This window comes from Pseudohongiella acticola (assembly GCF_001758195.1).
GTDB lineage: Bacteria > Pseudomonadota > Gammaproteobacteria > Pseudomonadales > Pseudohongiellaceae > Pseudohongiella > Pseudohongiella acticola.
The window spans coordinates 1,795,834-1,817,870 of the sequence record NZ_MASR01000001.1 but is presented as its reverse complement, the minus strand read 5'-3'; the positions used below and the strand labels follow the sequence as shown (position 1 = coordinate 1,817,870).

Sequence of the window (22,037 nt, the reverse complement as noted above, 5' to 3'; positions counted from 1 at the left end):
AACTGTTAGGGCGCAGTGGCGGGTTCGTCGACCAGCCACTGGTTCAGGTCAATGATATCCTGTGGCGTCAACACGCCAGCGGTGCGTTTCAGCTCCAGGGTATCAATGATGTAGTTGTAGCGGGCATCGGAATAGTTACGCAGCGCGCCGAACAACTGCTGGCGGGCCTGCAGCACGTCAACAATATTGCGCGTACCCACTTCATAACCGGCTTCAATCGCATTCAGCGCCGAGCGCGCTGAAATGATTGCCTGCTGGCGTTGCGCGATGACCATGGAGTCGGTGTTGACGCGACGGTAGGCGTTACGGATATCTTGCGTGGTGGTGCGGCGGATCAGGTTGGCCTGTTCCTGTTGCGCCACGAGGTCGTACTCGGCCTGCTGTCGACGTGCCGTCAGGGCATGCCCGGTGTACAGCGGAATGCTGACCGACAGTGCAATGCTCACGCCTTCAATCGCACCCACCGCACGCTGGCTGCCATCCGTACCCTGACCGCTGTTGGTCTCGCTGTTGGAGTAACCGCCCTGCAGGCTTACCGTGGGCCAGCGTTCTGTGCTGCGGGCCTTGGCGATCTGGGACTGGGCTTCCACGTTGTAGCGTGCCGCCAGTAATTGGGGGTTGCTGTTGAGTGCCTCATTGACCCAGTCCGCCATGCTGCCATCGGCCTCAACAACGGGGAACTCCTCGCTCAGCACATCAATGTTCGGATGCGGCTGACCGGTAATCGCTTCCAGCGCTTCATAACTGCTTGCCAGCGCGTCTTCGGCCAGCAGGGTATTGTTGCGGCCCAGATCGTAGACGGCCTGTGCTTCATAGACTTCGGTGATGGCAACCAGGCCGACTTCTTCACGTTGCTGTGTGCGCTCGAATTCGCGTTGTGAGGCTTCTTCTTCCTGTCGGCGCGTGTCGAGCTGATCGATGTTGCGCAGGACATTAAAATACGCGGTGGCAACCCGGATGATCAGTGCCTGTTCCTGCGCGGCAAAGTTGAACATGCGCGCCTGGTCGGCTTCTTTTGCTCCCTGGTAGCTATACCAGTTGGGCATGTTCAGCAGCGCCTGGCTGACGTTGAGACCGTAGCGCGTTGATTCGGAGTTGAGGTCAGTCAGGTCGACGACATCTTCGGGGCCGGCCGCCTGGCGTTGTTCTGAGAAGTTGGCACTGGCCTGAGGCAGCAGGCTGGAGCGGGCCAGCGTTACCTGTTGCTGGCCGGAGCGCAATTGCGCCTGCGCCTGACGCAGGGTCGGGTCGTTGCGCATGGCCAATTCCAGAATACTTACCAGATCGTCCGCCAGGACGGGTTGTGCAGAAATAAGCAGCCCGGCTGCAAGAGCCAGCGTGCGGGGGAAACATCGCATAATCAGAAATCCTGTCAGTTCAATCGTTGACTGAAAACCATCTATCTTTTTAGTCGGACCTGTTATACAGGCCTGCTGTCGGCCTGGTTGTGGGTCCACGTATCGTATTTTTATCTCAATATGTCTGCAATTAACGCCAGTAGCCGAGTTCTGCAATGCTCGATTACTGTACAGGCTATTGTTATACGGTGCTTTTTTATTATTCTGTCGATCATGTTTCGGATCAGGGAGCGCAGACACTTGCCGCTGACGGCTGACAGGCAAGGAACAGTCCGGCTGGTACAGTCGGCATTCTACACAGTGTTACCAAAGGAGCCAATAAACTGCGGCTGTAAAAACCAACCGACCATCGCATCATATCGTTATTCGCCGCTGTCGCACGGTCAGGATTGATGCCAGCGGTAACACTTTGCCCGGGTTTAAGGCATAATACGGCGTTGTTATTCACGCCTGCATTCACACCGTGGCGCCACCGTGGCCCCCACCTGTGACCCGGGCTCGACTTAGGATAGAGCAATGAGTGCCAAGCCAGAACACTTTCTCGACAGAATTACCGAACTGGACGACAGAACCCGTTACGAGTTCAGCAGTTCCGGTAAAGTATACGTGCAGGGAAGCCGTACTGACATTCAGGTGCCGATGCGTGAAATCCGCCAGTCCGACACCCTGACTGAAAAAGGCAACGAGTCAAATCCGGCAATTCGTGTCTATGACACCTCCGGCCTGTATTCCGATCCCTCGGCCCACGTTGACCTGCGCACCGGTCTGCCGGCCATTCGCGCGCCCTGGATCGACGAGCGTGATGATACCGAGCTATTGACCGGGGTCAGCTCCGAGTTCGGCCGTCAACGCCAGAACGATGTGCAGACCGCTCACCTGCGCTTTGAGCACCTGCACAAGCCGCGCCGTGCCAAAGCCGGCGCCAACGTTACCCAGCTGCACTATGCACGCCAGGGCATCATCACGCCGGAAATGGAATTCATCGCCATTCGCGAGAACATGAGCATTGCCCAGATGCAACAGCAGCAACTGACCGGCAAAGGTGATGTCACCGATCTGGGTTTCCAGCATCCGGGCCAGTCCTTTGGCGCTGCCATCCCCAAAGAAATTACGCCGGAGTTTGTGCGCGATGAAGTGGCCCGTGGTCGTGCCATCATCCCGATGAACATCAACCACCCGGAAATTGAACCGATGATCATCGGTCGCAACTTCCTGACCAAGGTTAATGCCAACATCGGCAACTCGGCGGTGACCTCTTCCATCGAAGAGGAAGTCGAGAAGCTGGCCTGGTCGGCGCGCTGGGGCGCGGACACGGTCATGGATCTGTCGACCGGCAAGAACATTCACGAAACCCGTGAATGGATCATTCGTAATTCAATGCTGCCGATTGGTACGGTGCCGATTTACCAGGCACTGGAAAAAGTCGGCGGCGTTGCCGAAGACCTGACCTGGGAAATTTTCCGTGACACATTGATTGAACAGGCCGAGCAGGGCGTGGACTATTTCACCATCCATGCCGGGGTGCTGCTGCGTTATGTGCCCATGACTGCCAAGCGCGTTACCGGCATTGTTTCCCGTGGTGGTTCCATCATGGCCAAGTGGTGCCTGTCGCATCACAAGGAAAGTTTCCTGTACACGCACTTCGAAGATATCTGCGAGATCATGAAAGCATACGATGTCTCTTTCTCGCTGGGTGACGGTCTGCGTCCGGGCTCGATTGCCGATGCCAACGACGAGGCACAGTTTGCCGAACTGGAAACACTGGGCGAACTCACCAAGATCGCCTGGAAACATGATGTGCAGTGCATGATCGAAGGGCCCGGTCACGTGCCCATGCACATGATCAAAGAGAACATGGACAAGCAGTTGGAAGTTTGCGCCGAGGCTCCGTTCTACACACTCGGACCGTTGACCACCGACATCGCACCAGGCTACGACCATATTACCTCCGGTATCGGCGCCGCCATGATCGGCTGGTTCGGCTGCGCCATGTTGTGCTACGTGACCCCTAAGGAGCATCTGGGGTTGCCGGACAAGCAGGACGTGAAAGAAGGTCTGATGGCTTACAAGATCGCGGCGCATGCCGCGGATCTGGCCAAAGGCCATCCGGGTGCGCAGTTGCGTGACAATGCTCTGTCCAAGGCGCGCTTTGAATTCCGTTGGGAAGATCAGTTCAATCTGGGGCTGGATCCGGATACAGCGCGTGCCTATCACGACGAGACGCTGCCCAAGGAATCAGGCAAAGTGGCCCACTTCTGCTCCATGTGTGGACCCAAGTTCTGTTCCATGAAAATCAGTCAGGAAGTGCGTGACTTTGCTGCAGCGCAGGAAGCTGCCGATGGCGTTGGTATAGTGGATGTTGACGCCGGTATGGAACAGATGGCTGAAGAGTACAACAAGACCGGGCGCCAGTTGTATCACAAGGTGTAAGCGATACCGCTGTTATTCACCCTGAACCAGATAACATTAGAAAAGAGTTTTGACGCATGACTGACATAAAAGCAGACGATTTGAACATTGAGTCCATCGAGGCCTTGATGACCCCGCAACAGCTTAAGGCTGACCTGCCACTGGAAGGTGCCGCACTGGCGTCAGTGCGCGATGCCCGGCAGAGCATTTTTAATATCCTGGATCGAAAAGACCCGCGCCTGTTTGTGGTGGTGGGGCCGTGTTCGATTCACGATACGGAAGCTGCGCTGGATTACGCCCGTCGCCTGCAGAAGTTGGCTGACGAGGTCAAGGATACGCTGTGCCTGGTCATGCGTGTGTATTTTGAGAAACCCCGGACATCGGTGGGCTGGAAAGGTCTGATCAATGACCCGTTTATGGATGACACATTCCAGATAGAAGAAGGCCTGCGCATCGGGCGCAAGCTGTTGCTGGATATTGTGGGCATGGGCCTGCCAGCATCAACCGAAGCACTGGATCCGATTTCGCCCCAGTACCTTCAGGATCTGATTTCATGGTCAGCCATTGGCGCCCGCACCACGGAGTCGCAGACTCACCGTGAGATGTCCAGTGGCCTATCGTCAGCAGTTGGCTTCAAGAACGGCACTGACGGTGGCCTGACCGTGGCGGTCAATGCCATGCAGTCGGTCAGTCACCCGCACCGTTTCCTGGGCATCAGCAAGGAAGGTCAGGTCGCCGTGGTCAAGACCAAAGGCAATCCCTACGCACACGTTGTGCTGCGGGGCGGTAATGCCGGCCCCAATTACGACTCGGTGCATGTTGCGCAGGCAGAAGCCGCGCTGGAAAAAGGCGGTGTAAACACCAACATCATGATTGACTGCAGCCACGCCAATTCCAACAAGGATCCGTCGATTCAGTCGCTGGTATTAAAGGATGTCACCAACCAGATCCTGGAAGGCAACCAGTCCATTATTGGTGTGATGCTGGAAAGCAACATCAATTTTGGCAACCAGAAGATCCCCAAGGATCTTAATGATCTGGAATACGGTGTGTCAGTGACCGATGCCTGTATCGACTGGAGTGAAACCGAGCGCACAATCCGGGAAATGGCCGCCAAACTGAAAGACGTGTTGCCGGCCCGCAAAGCCTGATAGCCGCACCGCGAATTTACTGGCATTGAGCGTGTGTAGCGGTCGGTAAAATACGAAGGACAATAAAGGCGCCAGCGGCGTCGTCCTGGTCCTGAGTGCTTTACCGGGTGGCGCGCACGTTTACTATAGCCTTGACCATCACATACTGCTGGCGAACGGCATTGCGGTATCGGGATCTTCCTCGGCCTGACCCTGGCTGATCCACTCCTGCACGGCCGGATGTGCCAGCAGGGTATCGGCATAACGCTGTGCCCCGGCACTGAGCTCGGCACCGTAACTGCGTAAGACCAGGGCAATGGGCGCGGACATGCAGTCGGCTATGGAGAAGCGGCCATACAGATATTCACCGCCCAGGCCATGCTTGCGGCGGCAGCAGCTCCAGATCGCATCAATACGGGCAATTTCCTCTGCTATAGGCTCGGACACAGACAGGTCGACACTGGCTTTGCAGTTCATCGGCCAGTCTTTCTTGAGATTGGCAAATTCGGCATGAATCTCCGCGCACACTGATCGGGCGGTGGCGCGTTTGCGCGGGCTGGCAGGCCAGCCTTTACCGTCAAGCAGGGCCTCGGAAACATACTCACAAATCGCCATTGAGTCCCAGACCGTGGTTTCATGATGCAGCAGGGCAGGCACCTTCAGCGACGGCGACAACGGACCCAGCTTTTCGGCCGTATTGCGCTGATACAGGGCGACATTGACCTCCTCAAACGGTATCTCGAAGTGCTTCAGCAGCAGCCAGGGCCGCATCGACCACGAGGAGAAGTTTTTGTTGCCAATGACCAATCGGGTGCTGCTCATTTAAAATGACTCCGCAATAGGTGTGTTGTCTGGTTTTTGCCGTTTTTGTCTGTTTGAAGGATTAGACACCAGCTTTGTTGCTGTGTCAGTTCTCAACAAGGGCTTTGTCCTGAATAAATATGGCAAAATCATGGCAACCGCCGTGAAGCGCTGGCAGCAGGCTTTAAACGCCCGATAATTAGCGTATATTTGCCGCTGATGTGGTGCCGGGCTAGACGGCTAACGACCGGGCTAACCGGAATGAAAGAAAAGGTGGGTTATGGCGCGAAGAATTGCAATTGTGGAAGATGAAGCGGCGATTCGCGAGAATTACGCGGATGTGTTGCGCAAGCAGGGTTACGAAGTCCAGACCTTTGCCAATCGCCGCGAGGCGATGAAGGCGTTTGATCTGCGTTTGCCCAACCTGGCTATCATCGATATCGGTCTGGAGAACGAGATCGACGGTGGTTTTACCCTGTGCCAGAGCCTGCGCTCAATGTCAGAGACCCTGCCCATCATCTTCCTGACCGCACGTGACAATGACTTCGACACCGTCAGCGGTCTGCGCATGGGCGCAGATGACTACCTGACCAAGGATATCAGCCTGCCGCACCTGTCAGCCCGCATTGCGGCGCTGTTCCGTCGCCAGGACGCGCTCAACCTGCCCACTTCCCCGGAGAATCTGTTGCAGCGCGACAAGCTGGTGCTGGATATCGGGCGCCTGACCGTGCAGTGGGACGGTATTCCGGTGCCACTGACGGTAACCGAATTCTGGATGGTGCACGCACTGGTGAAGTTTCCCGGTCATGTCAAAAGCCGGCAGGTGTTAATGCAGGAGTCGAAAATTTTTGTTGATGGCAGCACCATCACCTCGCACGTTAAACGCATCCGCCGCAAATTTATTCAGGTTGACGCCGACTTTGACTGTATCGAAACCGTGTACGGCATGGGCTATCGCTGGAACACAACCGTGACCGGCGCCAGCGCTGACAGCCAGGGCCAGTCCTGAACGTCAGGTAACCATAGGAAAACGCATGCCCGGGGCACTGAAAAACCCATTTGGAATTCGCTCGAAGCTGGTGTTTCTGTCCAGCTTTCTGCTGGTCATTCCCTGGCTTGGGTATCAGTATATTCTGGAGATGGAAGAATACCTGCGCCGCGGCCAGGAACAGGTCGTGCTGGGCACCGCCCAGGCGCTGGCGACAGCTCTGAACGAACGGCCCGAGCTGTTTGACGAAGGCACCTTCAGTCCGGCCCGTCGCAGCGAAAACCTGTACGTGTATCCAATCTATTCACCCTTGTCGCTGGATGACCTCACCCTGGTCGACTGGCGCGACTATCAGCGTTATGAGCTGTCCTACGGCCGTGCCAACACCATTGCCACACCGCTGAACCCGCAAAGCGAGTTCTCGCGTTATTACCACAATGACGAATCGCTGAACTTCAAACTGCTGCTGGGCGAACACAACCGCTACCTGTACGCCTACGTCAAAGTGGTAGATAACAACATTGTCTACCGCGCACCGGACAGTCTCAGCATTCATCGCAGTGACTTTCTGCAGGTGTCCATGGTGTCGCGAGACAACCAGTTGCAGCGTTTTGTCATCTCGCCGCGCGGCCCCGAATTCATCTACGCCTATGAAATAGGCGACGATCTGCGCGACATTGGCGCATTGGAGCATGAGGAGCGTATCAGCGGGCAATGGTATGAAACCGAAGACGGTTATATTGTTGAAATGCGCATGCCGCTGAACATGCTGGGCGACAATTTTGGTCTGGCCATCTATGACGTCGACAGCGCCGAGGCCAGGAATGTCAACGCGGTGGTGGCGACATCCAGTGTCAATAATCCACAGCGACTGGGCTCACTACTGCGCCCGACACCGGAGATCGACAAGATTGTTGAAGGCATGGGGCACACCAACTCGCGCATTCAGGTGGTGGACCGGGGCAGTCGTGTATTGCTCAGTGTCGGCGATATCCAGTCAGCCAGCGGTCTCAGCATTGCGCCGGAATCCCCGGAGGAATCGGACAACCGGTACTGGCGCTATATTGAAAACAATATTCTGCACCCGATGTATTACCGGGTTCTGACCAAACCCTCCAATGACTTTATTGACGAGCTTTATACCGGCAGTACGCTGGCGGGCGCGCACCTGAGCGCCGCGCTCGATGGTCAGCCGCGCACTCAGTTCCGCTCCATTGACGACAACCGCACACGTATTCTGGAAGCGGCTTACCCCATTTATGCCGATGGTGAAATCATGGGTGCGGTGGCGGTGGATCAGAACATGAATGGCATACGCACATTCCGTAACCAGGCCCTGGAAACTTTGTTCAATACCATTCTGGGCGTGATGCTGTTGGTGGTATTCGGTCTGTTCTTTTTTGCGTCGCGTATATCGGCGCGGATCCGGGCGCTGCGTAACCAGGCGGAGAATATCATCGATGACAATGGGCGCCTGAAAAACACCATCGTCGCCAGCGGCAACTCGGATGAGATCGGTGACCTGTCACGCAGTTTCTACAATATTGTGGAACGGCTGGGGCAATACACCAATTATCTGGAGAACATGTCATCACGCCTGTCGCACGAGCTGCGCACACCGGTCACTGTGGTGCGCTCGTCACTGGAGAATCTGGGCATGACGGCGCAAGACAAAGAGTCCTCGGTTTATATTCAGCGCGCGGAAGAAGGCATCAGTCGACTCAACCTGATTCTGACCAACATGAGCGAAGCCACGCGACTCGAGCAGATGCTGCAAACCTCAGAGAAAGAAGTGATTGACCTGGAGAAGGTATTGGCTGGCTGTGTTGAAGGCTATCGGCTGGCGTACCCGGATGCGGTGATCAAGGCGGACCTGCAGGGGCCGGTGATGATCAATGGTGTGCCCGAATATATCGCGCAGTTAATGGACAAGCTGATCGCCAATGCAGTTGAGTTCACCTACCCGCAAAAACCGATTACCGTTTTCTGTCGTGCCATCAAGGGCAGGGCGGTGCTGCGGGTGACAAACTACGGCCCCTATCTTCCGGAAGAAATGAAGGGACGTCTGTTTGATTCCATGATTTCAGTGCGGCCGCAGGAGAAGCAGCGCGAACCCCATCTGGGTATGGGGCTGCACATTGCACGACTGGTTTCCGAGTTTCATCAGGGTCAGATTCGCGCCGAGAACATCGCCGAATTTGAAGGCGTGGCAATTACCCTGTTGATTCCTCTGTTGCCGGATCCGCATCGCTAAGCGACGTTAACGAAATGCTGTCGTTGTTTCCGGATGCCGCATTGTCTTCAGATTCCTTGGCGCGTGGAACATAGTAGTCCGGGGCATTCTCTTTCACTACCGGCGAGTGCTCGGCCCAGGCATGACAGGTATTGAGCACAAACGGGCGACCCACATGCTGCTTGCTGTCGGAGTCGGCGAGTTTGCGGCGGTGGTTCTGCAGCGGCTTGATGGTCTGAATGGCCACGGTTGCCATCGGATAAAGCAGTTCGGTCAGATGGGTGCAGCCCTGCATGCCGCCCACGCGTTCGCGGATGACACGACGCCAGCCCGGCCCCATGGTGACGCCAATCAGCGCCTTGTAGACCGGGGTGATATCCGGGCAGATGGAGAACGGACTGTGCTCGGTGGCGGCTTCAATATCCTGAATCTGGAATTTGTCATTGATGGTGACGCGCAGCAGCATCTCATGCAGCGCTTCACCCGGCTCAATGGTGCCACGCCAGTTGTTGCTAAAGGCATAGGTCTTGGTGTCAGTCAGATGAGCTTCGATGTCAAACCAGCCATCCTCACGTTCATAGCCGGTGAAGTTGATCTGGCGCGTATGGATATGTTCGCGCGCTACTGCCTGTGTCAATGCCATTAATCTTTCCTCCGCTCAGGGCGGAGGATTATACCGCAAAAACCGGACGCCCGCTCTGTGACCAGGGGTTCAGAAATACTCGAAGTGTATCAGCGTGTTGCGTGGTTCGCCGGCATCATCGCGGAAATTGCTGACGCCTTCGAACATCAGCAAACGGCGCGAATCAGCATCATAGCCAATCAGTATGGGGTCAACAAACCAGCTCACCATGCGCAACAGTCCGGCCGGGTTGATGATAAAGCAGTGCATGTTCTGTGACGGGAAGTTGCACTCGTCGTTGTCAGTCTTGCGGATACTGATGTGCACCGTATCCATGCGCGCAGGTACCAGGAAATCGGTGGTAATGCGGCGGCCATCGACCAGGCGGTCCCAGTGCTCGCGCACAAACGGATCAAAGCCGGCGTCTATGATCAGGCCTTCTTCATAATCAAACTGCTCGCGCTGAATCTCATCGCTGTCGTGTGGGCGTACCTCAAGCTCCACGTAGGGGCCCGGCTCGGCATTGGGATGGCGCGTGGTGATGCGGGCGTCATTGCGGTGGTCCGCCTGGGAAATTGCTGGCGCGGTGGTGGACACCGAATAATCGATGTCCTTTTCGCCGAACAGTTCGCCATCCGGAGTTCGGTACTCAACGCGCGTGGTCAGATCAAGATCGGGGTCGTTGGCAAAATGAATCTCCCGGTACAGTACTTCCGATTTATCGGTGGACCAGGCCGTGCCGATGGCCCAGGGCTCCGCTGAGGGCTCTTTTCCTGAGTTCGCTAAAGGCTCTTTTTTTGAGTTCGCTAAAGGCTCTTTTCCTGAGTTCGCTGAAGGCTCTTTTCCTGAGTTCGCTAAAGGCTCTTGTGAAGAAGCTTGGGCCAGCGCTTGGGAAGCCGCGAGTGCGCTTAACAGCGCCAGGCAGAGCAGGTGTTTGGTCATGCGGTCCTCCATCTGAATTCGACGTTCGAGTTAATGGGTCAGTGCTTTTTTGCTAAACCGTTTTTTGTTCAGGGCATGCAGTCTGATCAACAAAGGGAACATCATGGCCCACATCAAACTGATGATCAGCAGGGCCAGCCAGATCGGTTCCAGCAGGGTAACGTCGGCCAGTTTCGCCCCGCCAAAGTACGACGTAGGTGCAAACACGGCGCCGCCGGCGATACAAAGCGCGAGGCGGTCATGGAAAAAGCGTAACGCATAACCCACCGTAGTACCGAACAGGATCCAGAGACTGGTGAGCCAGAGCGGTGGCAGAAAATACCCGGTCTCCAGTATGCCCGCCGAAATGAGCGCCATGTCACAGATGAAACCGAGGGCAGTGCACTGCAGCAGGAATAAAAACTCGGTGCGTTTGTCTGGCACTGCGTTCAGGTGTAACGCAACCACCGCCGGCATCACTGCCATCGCGAGCCAGGAGCCACCCAGCACGCACGCCCACCAGCCAAGCTGAAAGGCAACTGCGTTCGGAATAGTGTGCTGGCGCTGTGACAGATGTAGGGCGCCCAACAACACGACCGGACGATGACTGGTCAATGCCGTCACCGGTGGTCCTGTGCGTGTACCGGGCCTGTCTGCTGCGACTGAATACGCGCGTGCAATGGTGCCAGGCGGTAGTCGGGTTTGGCCATGACAATCTGTGCGGTGTGAATGACCCGCTCCATGAACCCTCCCTGACAATACGCCAGGTAATAGTCCCACATGCGAATGAAATCAGTGCCAAAACCCTGCGCCTGAATTTCCGGCATGTGTGCCAGAAATGCTTTACGCCAGCGCTCCAGGGTCATGGCGTAATCACGGGTGATGTCTTCCAGGCCGACAATCTGCAGATCGGTGTCACGCGCCACGTGATGCGCAATGGCACTGTTGCTGGGCAGGCAACCACCCGGGAAAATGTAGCGTTGAATAAAATCCACGGTGCGCTTGGCGTCTTCATAACGCTGATCGGAAATGGTGATGGCCTGAATCAGCATCAGTCCCGAAGCCTTGAGCAGAGATGAGCATTTGGCAAAATAGGTAGCGAAGTACTCATGCCCCACCGCCTCAATCATTTCAATGGAAACCAGCTTGTCATACTGTCCGTCCAGGTCGCGATAGTCTTTTAGCAGCAGTTCTACACGGTCCTGCAGGCCTTCCTCTCTCACCCGCTGACTGGCGTGATTGTACTGCTCCTGGGAAATCGTGGTGGTGGTGACACGACAACCGTAGTGTTTGGCCGCGTGAATCGCCATCGAGCCCCAGCCGGTGCCAATTTCCAGCAGATGATCGTCAGGGCTCAACTGCAGGCGTTCGCAGATATGGCTGAGTTTGTTTAACGAGGCCTCGTGCAGGCTTTGTGATTCGTCACGAAAAATGGCCGACGAATACATCATGCTGGGATCAAGAAAGGTGGCAAAAAAGTCATTGCTCAGGTCGTAATGTGCGGAAATGTTTTTGCGTGAGCCCTCCAGTGAATTACGATTGCGGCGATGCAGCAGCCCGTTCATGAAACGCGCGATGCGGGACTTGCCTCGATCCAGGCCTTTGAGTACCGACATGTTAAGCACCATGATGCGCACCAGCGGCACCAGGTCGTTGGTGTGCCACTGCTGTTTCATGTAGGACTCACCGCCACCAATGCTGCCGTTGAACACCACCGCCTGATAGAAGGCCGGGTCGGTTACCACCAGATGCGCAGTGACGACATCGTCGCCCTGCTCACCGAACTCATGCACCTCATGGCCTTCGTCGATGACAATACGGCCTTTGCTGATTTTGCCCAGTTGGCGGAACAACAGGCTGCGCGCAATTTTCTGCTGACTGCCGGCCAGCGTCATGGCGTGGCTGCCAGCCGGCCTGTTGCTGCCAAGCGTTGCGGCAAAGTCAAATTTCTGCCCGAGTGCGCCTGTGTGTACTGAGCCGGTCTGGCGGTTGCCTGGTGATTTCATGGTGATGTCTGTCTCCTTTCTCATTCCTGTCGTTGCATGCCTGCATCGGACTTCTTGTCTGTCTGATTCGTGTGTTTGATGGTTGCGTGAGTCGGGCGCTGGTGTGGCTGAATCGGGATGCGTTTTAGCCACAGGCGCATTGCCTGCCAGTAAATGCCCAAACCAACTTTTGCTGTCATCAGGGGATACGTCAGCAGTACCCGGTTCAGATTGCTTGCGGTGGCTTCCTGACGCTGCAATGACAGGCTGGCGTTGAAGGCCTGACGTCCCAGTCGCCAATTCTGCAGGTTCAGGTTCAGGGTCTCTGCCGGCGTGGTGCTGTGCCAGCGATATTCCATATCCATGGGCATGAAAGGTGAGACATGCAGCTGTTTGGCAAAGCGGTGATGGCAGACATCGCGGCCCGGTGAGCACGGGATCACATAAGGCGTGCTCTCATCCCAGGGTGTGTTGGTGACTTCGGCGACAATAAAACGCAAGTGTTCCTGATCATCAAACACGTAGTAGCAAGTAATCGGATTGATTAAATAACCGAAATAACGCAGGTTGGTAAGCACGCGAATCGGCCCGGTTGGTCTCTCGCCGCTGGCGGCAAACACACGCTGGCGCACTGCCTCGTCGAGTGACGGTGTTTCCGGGTCCAGGTAGTCGCGACGCCGGAACCATGCCAGCGCCGGACCCGAGGCCGACCACAGAGGACTGCGCGATACCACATCCTGTAATTCATCCAGGTCCAGGTACATCATGAAGACCCGGTAACGGAAATGATGCAGCACCCGGCCCAGCCGGCGGTGCCGTACAGTGCCGGTATAGATGGCGCTGTGCTCGGCGGGAAAGCGTTTGCTCATGCTGAGGTTTTCCGCAGTTGTTGCTGGCGTTGTCGGGACATCAGAGCATACCAGAGCCCGCCGGAAAACTGCGCCAGCCGCAGCACAAAGGTTAGCCGACGCGGGAAGTTGAGCTCGCGCGGGCGTTTTTGCAGGCCCTTGCGGATCCGCTCAGCCGCCTCTTCGGCGTCCATCAGGAAGGGCATCGGAAAGTCGTTCTGCTCGGTCATCGGGGTTTTAACAAAGCCCGGGTTGATGGCGCAGACGTCAACAAAGTCGCTGAAATCGATGCGCAGCGAATGCATCAGGTAGCGGCTGGCCGCCTTGGAGGCAGCGTATGCTTCCGCGCGCGGAAACCCGATAAACCCGGCCAGGCTGCAGACGCCGGCCAGCAAGGGCCGGGAGGGTGCCTGGCGCAACAGCGGTAACGCTGCATTGGTGGTGTTGATCATGCCAAAGAAGTTGGCGTCCATGACCCGTCTGAACATGGCCGGGTCCAGTGTCTGTCCTTTTATGTACTCGCAGGCACCGGCGTTCATGATGACCAGATCCAGATGCGGCGCCAATGCGGCCAGTTGTTGGCTGCTGTCCGTGGTGTCATCGTCGGTAACGTCAAAGGTCATCGGAATGATCTGTCCGCTCAGCTTGTCAGCTTCATCGCGCACAGCTTCCAGTTTATCCAGCGTGCGACCGCTGATGATGACAGTGTGGCCGCCGGCAGCGTAGCCCAGTGCCAGTGATTTGCCGATGCCCGAGCCGGCCCCGGTTATCCATATCTGCATAGTGCTTCTCCCTGTCATGTGTTGTGCTGTCGCCTGCCTCGCGCTGCCTGTGCTGCACTGCGCCGGCGATGCTGCTTTTGGCTCAAGCTGCTCTTGGCTCAAGCTGCTCCGGGCTCAGGCTGCCAGTCGTCTGTTGATGAACCGGACCAGCGAACCCAGCACCGGAATGTGGCGATAGAGCATGGCACCCAGATCGTAAAAGTCTTCGTGGTAATATACCCGGTCGGTAAAGTGAATCAGCGTCATGCCTTTGACGTCAATGGGCTTGCCTTTGTTGAGGCGCCCGTGACTGAAGCGCATCACCCAGGTAATCGTGGCCGTGTGATCCGAAATCTGTTCGTCCTGATAGGTGAAACTCATGCCACGGGCACTCTGGTACTGGCCGCGCAGATAGTTTTTCAGCGCCAGGCGGCCATTGACCGTGTGTACCGGATCGTGAAACTCAACGTCCTGGGTATAGATCCGATCAATGTCTTCAAGACCGGCGATGCCCGGGCTGCGGTAGAAGTCCTTGAAGTCATTGATCAGTGCCATCCGCAGGTTTGCACTGACGGAACTCATTTCACTAGCCATGGTTGGGTCTCTTTCTGTCTGTCGTCATGCGCAGAAGGCGCCTCTGATAGTGAGTGTTGATACGCGCCGGTGAATTGGCTGGATCAGCCTGAACCGACATGCAACATTTATGTCTGTTTCTTTGCTGTTTTGTGATCCGCGTCGCAAACTGCCGCGTAATAGGTCCGAATAAAACGCATTTGTTACGGTAATTCATCCAGGTAGACCGGGTTATCAGTGGATAATAAAGACGATATGGAAAACACAGCAAGCGTGCATAAGGGTCGTAGCCCGCTCCCGGATCCGTGGGCAGAGTCCGTCAGGCGCGTGGCAGCCGACCGTGACCGTGCTGCGTTTCAGGAGCTTTACCACCATTTTACGCCCATGATCCGGGCGTTCCTGCTAAAAAGCATGGGGGCGGGAGCCAACCGCTCGGAAGCCGAAGAGATCACGCAGGAAGCGCTGATCAAGGTCTGGAACAAAGCAGCGTCGTTTAACAGCAGTAAAGCGAGTGTGAACACCTGGATATTCACCATCGCCCGAAACACCCGAATTGATTTCATTCGCCGTAACGAACGTAATGAGCGAAAAATCGCTATTGAAGACATCTGGCATGAGCCCGAGTCACCGGAACCGCTGGTCGACCTGCAGCAGCGTCGCGCAGAACAGGTGATCAAGCAGGCCATGGCAACGCTGCCGGATGAGCAGGTACAGGTGCTGCACAAGGCGTTCATGGAAGGCAAGTCGCACAACGAAGTGGCCGAGGAACTGGGCCTGCCGCTGGGAACCGTGAAATCGCGGATCCGGCTGGCACTGAACAAGATGCAGATTCTGATTGACCGTTAAAAAGGGGTCGCTGAAAGGCGATCGCTGATGACAGACACGATTGAAACAACAGTATTTTTTACGTAAACAGAGCCACCCTGGACGGGGTTCATTTTTCAGGTATCACTATGGTTTCTTTTCATCCGGACGCTAAATTTCTGACTGATTTTGCCGCAGGCAATCTGGCTTTGTCAGAGGCGATATGTGTCGCTGCCCACCTTGAGTTCTGCTCAAAATGTCGCAGCCATGTGCAACAGCTTAGCGATCTGGGGGCTCAGTTGATGAGCCGCCTGGAAGTAGAGCCAATGCCTGTTGATGAACAGGATGCAGGCGATGACGGTTTTGATGCCCTGATGCAGCGCATTGATGCCGGTGACACCGGCATGTCGATTTCACCGGCACCGGCGCCGGCGGCGACAGCGCGTGTCAGTTCAGCCAATCCGCTGGGTCTGCCACGTGTGGTGCAGAAGCTGGCCAGCGAAGGTGTGCAGAGCCTGAAGTGGGGGCAGTTCGGCAAGTCTCTGCGCATTGCGCCAATCAGGATTGACAGCGAATCACGCGAAACCGCCCTTTATGACATTAAAGCCGGTGGTCAGATGCCGGAGCATGAACACCGGGGTGAGGAAATCACGGTCCTGCTCAAAGGCAGCTTCTCCGATGCCGAGGGCAAATACGTCAAAGGCGATTTTGTTGTGCGCCACGCCGGTGAGCGTCACCAGCCCACCGCAACGTTGGACACGGACTGCATTTGTCTGGTCAGTCTGGAGCAGCCAGTCAAGCCCAGCTCGGTCTGGTACCGCCTGCTCGAGCCCCTGGTCCAGTACCGCCTGTCCGGCCTGAGCAATTAGGCCGTTTTTTGCTGCGGCAACCCGGTCTGCAACTAGCCGCTGACCGATTGCTGCGGCATAATGCTGGGAAACGTTGAAGACAAGTTACCCAGTATTGACTGTCGCAGCAGTAACAGGAATCCCGATGTCCGCTTACCGACCGGTCTATGATCGTCAGGATGTGACGATTGTAAGCCGCGATACCGCTTTCCAGGGCTTTTTTGCCATCGACCGCATCGTCTTGCGTCACCGCCTCTTTGCCGGTGGCTGGAGCAACGACTTCAGCCGCGAGTTGTTTCGTCGTGACCCGGCCGCCGGTGTGCTGTTATACGACCCCAAGTCCGACCAACTGGTGCTGGTTGAGCAATTCCGCGTGGGCATGCTCGATGCCATGGACCAGAGCCCGTGGGCGCTGGAGCTGGTCGCTGGCATTGTCGACGAGGGCGAGTCCGCTGCCGACATGGCGCGCCGTGAAGTCCATGAAGAGGCCGGTCTTGAGATCGGATCCCCGTTATTCATCTGCGACTATTTCAACAGCCCGGGCGGCAGTACTGAGCGAATCAAACTGTTCTACGCTGAAGTGGACGCCGACCAGGCTGACGGCATCCATGGCCTGGTTGAGGAAAACGAAGATATCCGCGTTGTGGTCATGAGCTTTGATGATGTGTGGGATGCGTTTGTGTCCGGGCACATCAATAATGCCATGGCGATCATTGCCCTGCAGTGGCTGCGTCTTCGCCGCGCCGGCATCGACGCTACCATGAGCAGCCATGAGCGGGCGACAGCCATGAGCAAGAGTCTGCCATGAGCGAGATAATCGACAAAGTCAGCGAGCGCTCACGCTACCGGGTCAACCTTGCCGATTACATGGCGACCTGTGATGCCAACTATATTCGTTTACTAACCCTGATCCCTGCACTAGAATCTGAAAGAGCTGGCGGCAGCGGAAAGCTCGCTGTCAATCAGCAGAACTGTGACCTGGACGACATTAAAGAATGGGAATTCCTGATAGGATCCGGGGGTCGAAAAAACCAGGAAAACACGGGTCGCCCGCCGATCCGGGTCAAGGTCAGTCGGCTGGAAGCATTTGCCTACACCAGTACCCTGGAAATTCAGGTGCAGAGCGGCTTTCCGGCCTGGAGTCCGGCGCCGGTGATTGTGGTCAGAATGTATCATGATGCCAATACCGCCGAGCCGATCAGCTTTCAGGGCCACCGACAAATACCCGCCCGGTGTGCCGTTCCCAATGTGGGCATGTACCACCAGGACGAAAAGCGGCAGATCAACGAATTTCTGGCAGAGTGGCTGCGTCTGTGTCTGAGTTCAGGCATCAGTGCACGAACAGCAGACTTTCTATGCACCGAGTAGCGAAAACAATAGCCATGGCCGAAAACAACCGGCCAAAGCCAAACCAGAGCCTGAGCAAGAGTCAGAGCCAGAGCCCAAAAAAGTATGCAGACACAGAAAAGGGATAATCAGGCACGGCCGCTGCGACTGATACAGATTACGGACACACATCTGTACCGGGACCCTGCGGGAGCCCTGCTGGGCCTGAAAACACAGGACAGTTTTGCCAAAGTAGTCGACCTGATTGCCAGTCAGCAACCGGATCCCGACTGGATTATCGCCACCGGTGATATCACGCAGGATTCAACGCCGCAGGCCTACCAGCATTTCGCCGACACCATGGCGCGGTTACCCGCCCCGTTCTGCTGGATACCCGGCAATCATGACAACCGTGAGACCATGGTCAGCACGCCTGCCTTCAAAGCCGCCTTTTTAGAACGTGTGCAACTGGGCAATTGGCAGATCATCATGCTCGACACCAGTGTGCCGGGCGAAGTACACGGCCTGTTATCCGAACATGAGCTGGCGCATCTGGAAAAAAGTCTGGCCAGCGTTGCCACTGACGACAGCCTGCAGCACTCGCTGGTCTGCCTGCACCACAATCCGATACCCGGCACAGCCGGCTGGATGCAGGACATCGGTCTGCACAACGCCCAGGCATTGCTGGATATTCTGGCCCGCTACGACAGTGTGCGTGGTGTGGTCTATGGCCATATTCACCAGACACTGGATTTTGAAGCACACAACCTGCGTTTTTTCTGCACGCCCTCCACCTGCATTCAGTTTAAACCCGGCGTGGAAGACTTTGCGCTGGACTTGCGTAACCCGGCCTACCGCTGGTTCGATCTGCACGCCGACGGTCGCATCGATTCGCAGGTGGAGCGCCTGCAGGCCTATACCATGGACGTGGATCAGAGCGCGGGCGGGTACTGAGCGCCTGCGGCTAAAAAAGCGCCTGCGGCTAAAAAGAGCTCGCGGCTACAAAAAGCGCCCGCGGCTGATAAAAGCCAATAAAAAATTAGATTTAAGACAGAAGGTTCCATAACACTATGAGCAGCAGCTATAACTCAGACGCCATTGAAGTCCTCACCGGTCTTGATCCGGTGCGCAAGCGTCCGGGCATGTACACCGACACCAGCCGCCCCAACCACCTGGTGCAGGAAGTCCTCGACAACAGCGTCGACGAAGCGCTGGCCGGCCACGCCAAGACCATCACCCTGACCATGCACAAGGACGGCTCCATTGAAGTGGAAGACGACGGCCGTGGCATGCCGGTGGACATCCACCCGGAAGAAAAAGTCTCCGGTGTTGAACTGATCCTGACCCGCCTGCATGCCGGTGGCAAATTCTCCGACAAGAACTACAACTTCTCCGGCGGTCTGCACGGTGTCGGTGTGTCCGTGGTCAACGCGCTGTCGCATTACGTGGAAGTCAGCGTGCGCCGTAACGGCCTGGTTCACCAGATGCGTTTTGAGAACGGTGACAAAGCCACCGAACTGAAAGAGATCGGCACCGTCGCCAAGCGCCAGACCGGTACCATCCTGCGCTTCCTGCCTGATGAAAAATACTTCGACTCATCCAAGGTTTCCATTGTCCGCCTGAAACACGTGCTGCGCGCCAAAGCCGTGCTGTGTTCCGGCCTGCGCGTGGTGTTTATCGACAACACCGTCGATGAAGACAAGTCACAAAGCGAAGAATGGCTGTACCAGGACGGCCTGATCGACTACCTGCTGCAGGGCACCGGTGATTCCATCACGTTGCCGGTAGAGCCCTTTAATGGCGAGATGAAAGGCAATGACGAAGGCGTGGACTGGGCCGTGCTGTGGCTGCCCGAAGGCGGGGAGTTATTGCAAGAGAGCTACGTTAACCTGATCCCCACCGCCCAGGGCGGCACCCACGTCAACGGCCTGCGCACCGGCCTGCTCGATGCCATGCGCGAGTTCTGCGAGTTCCGCAACCTGCTGCCGCGTGGCGTCAAACTGACCCCGGAAGACATCTGGGACCGCTGCAGCTACGTGGTCTCCACCAAGATGAAAGACCCGCAGTTCTCCGGCCAGACCAAAGAACGCCTGTCCTCACGCCAGTGCGCGGTGTTTGTCGCCGGCGTGGTCAAAGACGCCTTCAGCCTGTGGCTGAACCAGCACACCGCCGACGCCGAACAACTGGCGGAGATGTGCATCAACAATGCCCAAAGCCGCATGAAGGCCAGCAAGAAGGTGGCGCGTAAAAAGGTGACCAGCGGCCCGGCACTGCCCGGCAAACTCGCCGACTGCGCCACCCAGGACGTCATGGCCGGCGAACTGTTCCTGGTGGAAGGTGACTCCGCCGGCGGTTCCGCCAAACAGGCCCGCGACCGCGAAACCCAGGCCATCATGCCCCTGCGCGGCAAGATCCTGAACACCTGGGAAGTCGACTCCAACGAAATCCTCGCCTCCCAGGAAGTGCACGACATCTCCGTCGCCCTCGGCGTCGACCCCGGTTCCAACGACATCACCGGCCTGCGCTACGGCAAAATCTGCGTCCTCGCCGACGCCGACTCCGACGGCCTGCACATCGCCACGCTGCTGTGCGCGCTGTTCGTGCGCCACTTCAAACCCCTGGTCGCCGCAGGCCGCATCTACGTCGCCATGCCCCCTCTGTACCGCATCGACGCCGGCAAGGACGTCTACTACGCCCTGGACGAAGACGAACGCATCGGCATCCTTGACCGAATAGCTGCGGAGAAGAAAAACGCCAAAGCCAACGTCCAGCGCTTCAAGGGGCTGGGTGAGATGAACCCACTGCAGCTGCGTGAGACGACGATGAGCCGTGATACACGCCGGCTGGTACAGCTGACCTTGCCGGATGATGATGTGGTTGCTGGCAACAGTGCTACGGATGAGGCGCTGGATATGTTGCTGGCGAAGAAGCGGGCGGGGGATCGGAAGAGTTGGCTTGAAGAATACGGTAATCTCGCCGAAGTCGACTGATTAGTCAGAAAAGGGCGCCCGCCAGGGCGCCTGATCGTCCCCGCAAAACTCCCCTTCGTCGCAATTAGCCCCATATTAGCCCATTGGCTACTTGTGCTATCCCCTTGAATCTGCTGATATCGATCACTGGCCTGGCATCTGCGGTCGCCAAACATGCAACTGCGCTAGTCGGCGGTAGCGTGGCTGAGAAGCCATTCCCATGCGGGCACAATGACAGGGATAGTGAGTAGGCACCCATAATCGAATAAGCATGCGCTCGAATATTGAGGCTCCAGAGTCTGCAGCTTTTGCGATGTTGAACTAGCTTATTAGTTCAACTGACACAGTTATTGTTTTGCTGAATTGAGATAGCGAGCAAGTAGCACGGGCTAACCTGCGCGCGCACCATATAAATGTTAAATACTAACCAACATCGGAGGGAAAATGGCAGACGAGAATAACGAAGAGATTGAACAAGAAGAAGCAGCGATAGAGGAAGAAAAGACCTATAATCTTCACGACTGGGGTGATGTTGTTGCGTTATTTAGAGATGAATTGAATGACGAGCAGATAAAGTCTCATGTCGCCAAGCATATTGAGAGCCTAATATCCGATTCAAAAATGGATAAATACCGGGTGGTGTTCCTCTTTGATGATTGGCACTCAATTTCTCCGTACCATTCGAATCAAATTTACAAAGCGGTATCCGATCTTAATAAGAAATCGGATATTCTGCTCGTTTTGCAAAGTGGGGGAGGAAAAATCGAACCGGCTTACCTTGTTAGCAAATCGTGCAAAAGGCTATGCAAGAGCAAGTTTGTAGTTGCCATACCGAGGCGCGCTAAATCTGCTGCGACACTTCTTTCTCTAGGTGCATCAGAGCTACATATGGGGCTTTTAAGCGAGTTAGGCCCTATTGATCCGCAGTTTGGGGGGTTCCCTGCGTCTGGCCTAGCCAATGCAATGGAAAAAATTGCCGAGATGTCTAGTAAGTTTCCGAAAGCATCAGACATGTTTGCTAAATATCTAACAGACAACCTTGATATTAAAGATTTAGGATATTTTGAACGTATTAACGAGTCTGCGGTGCAATATGCAGAGCGTTTGTTGCGAGGGAAGAAATTACCTGACAGTTGGGATGAAGAGCGATTAGCACACCACCTTACCAATCATTATAAGGATCACGGCTTTGTAATTGATTCAGATGAGGCTAGCACTCTCCTTGGTAAGTCCGTGATTAAAGAGAATACACCTGAATATGAATTTGGTAATAGAATCTACGAATTTTTAGATTTTCTAGATTTCGCATATGGGGCATTAAGAAATAAACGAATACGATATGTAGGCAGCGTTGTAAATGGCCTTGATTCATTTGAAGAACCTAAAAAGTAGTATTTAACAAATCGCTGCTGTCGGACAAATTTTACGCTTCGCTCCAAATTTGCCGCAGTGCGCGGCGTT

General features: G+C 55.9%; 20 protein-coding genes. 11 read left to right on the top strand and 9 right to left on the bottom strand.

The features are described 5' to 3' along the window. Positions 1–5: 5 nt before the first annotated feature. Complete coding sequence (locus PHACT_RS07640; RefSeq protein WP_070116636.1) at positions 6–1,358, bottom strand: TolC family outer membrane protein; 1,353 nt, start codon at positions 1,356–1,358, stop codon at positions 6–8. A gap of 516 nt (positions 1,359–1,874) precedes the next feature. On the opposite strand from PHACT_RS07640, the gene thiC reads away from it, so the two are divergent. After that, complete coding sequence (gene thiC / locus PHACT_RS07635) at positions 1,875–3,788, top strand: phosphomethylpyrimidine synthase ThiC (RefSeq protein ID WP_070116635.1); 1,914 nt, start codon at positions 1,875–1,877, stop codon at positions 3,786–3,788. 56 nt (positions 3,789–3,844) lie between these two features. Further along, complete coding sequence (locus PHACT_RS07630) at positions 3,845–4,918, top strand: 3-deoxy-7-phosphoheptulonate synthase (protein ID WP_070116634.1); 1,074 nt, start codon at positions 3,845–3,847, stop codon at positions 4,916–4,918. Positions 4,919–5,056: 138 nt separating this feature from the next. On the opposite strand, the gene PHACT_RS07625 is transcribed toward PHACT_RS07630, so the two are convergent. Beyond that, entirely contained in the window at positions 5,057–5,719 is a 663-nt protein-coding gene (locus PHACT_RS07625; protein ID WP_070116633.1) for a glutathione S-transferase family protein, read from the bottom strand. 259 nt (positions 5,720–5,978) lie between these two features. Here PHACT_RS07625 and pdsR point away from each other — a divergent pair, with 259 nt between their 5' ends. Both pdsR and pdsS read left to right on the top strand, forming a co-directional pair. Further along, the gene (gene pdsR, locus PHACT_RS07620) at positions 5,979–6,707 is read left to right on the top strand and encodes a proteobacterial dedicated sortase system response regulator (RefSeq protein ID WP_070116632.1); all 729 of its coding nucleotides are present in this window, start codon (positions 5,979–5,981) and stop codon (positions 6,705–6,707) included. A gap of 25 nt (positions 6,708–6,732) precedes the next feature. Continuing rightward, entirely contained in the window at positions 6,733–8,940 is a 2,208-nt protein-coding gene (gene pdsS, locus PHACT_RS07615) for a proteobacterial dedicated sortase system histidine kinase (protein ID WP_070116631.1), read from the top strand. On the opposite strand, the gene PHACT_RS07610 is transcribed toward pdsS, so the two are convergent. From PHACT_RS07610 to PHACT_RS07580, 7 genes are all read right to left on the bottom strand, one after another. After that, entirely contained in the window at positions 8,900–9,562 is a 663-nt protein-coding gene (locus tag PHACT_RS07610) for a DUF2889 domain-containing protein (protein WP_070116630.1), read from the bottom strand. The two genes, pdsS and PHACT_RS07610, sit on opposite strands and share 41 nt — an antisense overlap. Before the next feature lie 69 nt (positions 9,563–9,631). After that, a complete protein-coding gene (locus PHACT_RS07605) occupies positions 9,632–10,483 on the bottom strand; it encodes a hypothetical protein (protein WP_070116629.1) in 852 nt (283 codons plus the stop codon). Between the two features lie 30 nt (positions 10,484–10,513). Beyond that, entirely contained in the window at positions 10,514–11,086 is a 573-nt protein-coding gene (locus PHACT_RS07600; protein ID WP_070116628.1) for a DUF2878 domain-containing protein, read from the bottom strand. After that, a complete protein-coding gene (locus tag PHACT_RS07595) occupies positions 11,083–12,357 on the bottom strand; it encodes an SAM-dependent methyltransferase (protein ID WP_070118226.1) in 1,275 nt (424 codons plus the stop codon). The genes PHACT_RS07600 and PHACT_RS07595 overlap by 4 nt, the downstream gene beginning before the upstream one ends. Positions 12,358–12,488: 131 nt before the next feature. Beyond that, positions 12,489–13,316: a DUF1365 domain-containing protein gene (locus PHACT_RS07590; protein ID WP_070116627.1), complete on the bottom strand. Its 828-nt coding sequence runs from the start codon at positions 13,314–13,316 to the stop codon at positions 12,489–12,491. Next, positions 13,313–14,077, bottom strand: coding sequence for an SDR family NAD(P)-dependent oxidoreductase (locus PHACT_RS07585; protein WP_169819415.1), 765 nt, complete (start codon positions 14,075–14,077; stop codon positions 13,313–13,315). Before PHACT_RS07585 ends, PHACT_RS07590 begins: the two co-directional genes overlap by 4 nt. Positions 14,078–14,191: 114 nt before the next feature. Beyond that, positions 14,192–14,650, bottom strand: coding sequence for a nuclear transport factor 2 family protein (locus PHACT_RS07580; protein WP_083264425.1), 459 nt, complete (start codon positions 14,648–14,650; stop codon positions 14,192–14,194). A gap of 234 nt (positions 14,651–14,884) precedes the next feature. Here PHACT_RS07580 and PHACT_RS07575 point away from each other — a divergent pair, with 234 nt between their 5' ends. The 7 genes from PHACT_RS07575 (at position 14,885) to PHACT_RS07545 (ending at position 21,968) form a co-directional block, all read left to right on the top strand. Further along, the gene (locus PHACT_RS07575; RefSeq protein ID WP_083264424.1) at positions 14,885–15,475 is read left to right on the top strand and encodes a sigma-70 family RNA polymerase sigma factor; all 591 of its coding nucleotides are present in this window, start codon (positions 14,885–14,887) and stop codon (positions 15,473–15,475) included. 107 nt (positions 15,476–15,582) lie between these two features. Next, on the top strand, positions 15,583–16,302 hold the full coding sequence (locus PHACT_RS07570) for a ChrR family anti-sigma-E factor (protein WP_070116624.1): 720 nt from the start codon (positions 15,583–15,585) through the stop codon (positions 16,300–16,302). 124 nt (positions 16,303–16,426) lie between these two features. Beyond that, positions 16,427–17,089: an NUDIX domain-containing protein gene (locus tag PHACT_RS07565; RefSeq protein WP_070116623.1), complete on the top strand. Its 663-nt coding sequence runs from the start codon at positions 16,427–16,429 to the stop codon at positions 17,087–17,089. Further along, positions 17,086–17,649 (top strand): DUF1249 domain-containing protein, encoded by a 564-nt coding sequence (locus tag PHACT_RS07560; RefSeq protein ID WP_070116622.1) that lies wholly within the window; start codon positions 17,086–17,088, stop codon positions 17,647–17,649. Before PHACT_RS07565 ends, PHACT_RS07560 begins: the two co-directional genes overlap by 4 nt. Before the next feature lie 84 nt (positions 17,650–17,733). Then, entirely contained in the window at positions 17,734–18,561 is an 828-nt protein-coding gene (gene cpdA / locus PHACT_RS07555; protein WP_070116621.1) for a 3',5'-cyclic-AMP phosphodiesterase, read from the top strand. Between the two features lie 116 nt (positions 18,562–18,677). Further along, entirely contained in the window at positions 18,678–20,597 is a 1,920-nt protein-coding gene (parE, locus tag PHACT_RS07550) for a DNA topoisomerase IV subunit B (RefSeq protein ID WP_070116620.1), read from the top strand. A 423-nt stretch (positions 20,598–21,020) separates the two neighbouring features. Next, positions 21,021–21,968, top strand: coding sequence for an SDH family Clp fold serine proteinase (locus PHACT_RS07545; protein ID WP_070116619.1), 948 nt, complete (start codon positions 21,021–21,023; stop codon positions 21,966–21,968). The last annotated feature ends 69 nt before the right edge of the window (positions 21,969–22,037 follow it).